The following is an 885-nucleotide window of genomic DNA, read 5'->3' as shown; positions in this document are numbered from 1 at the left end:
TTCAACGACTATCACATGGGGATCACTGCGGAAAACCTGGTGGACAAATACGGTATCAGCCGTGAAGCCCAGGACGCGTTCGCCGCCGCCTCCCAGCAAAAAGCCGCCGCCGCGATTGAAGCCGGACGCTTTGCCGACGAGATCACGCCGATCCTGATTCCCCAGCGCAAGGGCGACCCGATTGCCTTTGCCGTGGACGAGCAGCCCCGTGCCGGCACCACCGCCGAATCCCTGGGCAAGCTCAAGCCAGCCTTCAAGAAAGACGGCAGCGTCACCGCCGGCAACGCGTCGAGCCTCAATGACGGCGCCGCTGCGGTGCTGCTGATGAGCGCCGACAAAGCCAAGGCCCTCGGCCTGCCGGTCCTGGCGCGTATTGCCAGCTACGCCAACCCCGGTGTCGACCCGGCAATCATGGGCATTGGCCCGGTGTCCGCGACCCGCCGTTGCCTGGACAAGGCCGGCTGGCAACTGGCCGACCTGGACCTGATCGAAGCCAACGAAGCGTTTGCCGCACAGGCACTGGCGGTGGGCAAGGAACTGGAGTGGGATGCGGACAAGGTCAACGTCAACGGCGGCGCGATTGCCATCGGCCACCCGATTGGCGCTTCAGGCTGCCGCGTGCTGGTGACCCTGCTGCATGAAATGATCAAGCGCGATGCCAAGAAAGGCTTGGCCACCTTGTGCATCGGCGGCGGTCAGGGCGTGGCACTGGCCCTTGAGCGCGACTGATTCAACGAGCAACATGAAAGAGGCCCGGTTCCACGAAAACCGGGCCTTTTTTTGCCTTCTGATTTGTAAGCGCCCTTCAATGTAGGAGCTGGCAAGCCAGCGACTACAATAGATCTCCATCGTCAGCCAGGTTGGGGCACGGCGAAGACCGCATTG

1 protein-coding gene is annotated in these 885 nt (G+C 62.9%); it reads left to right on the top strand.

The genetic code is table 11. The features are described 5' to 3' along the window. On the top strand, nt 1-729 hold a 729-nt coding region (locus ASU03_RS18905; RefSeq protein WP_157465985.1), incomplete at its 5' end, for an acetyl-CoA C-acyltransferase. Nucleotides 730-885 lie beyond the last annotated feature (156 nt).

It is taken from the genome of Colwellia sp. TT2012 (assembly GCF_001440345.1).
In the GTDB taxonomy this organism is placed as follows: Bacteria; Pseudomonadota; Gammaproteobacteria; order Enterobacterales; family Alteromonadaceae; genus Colwellia.
This window is presented reverse-complemented; position numbering and strand designations above follow the sequence as displayed.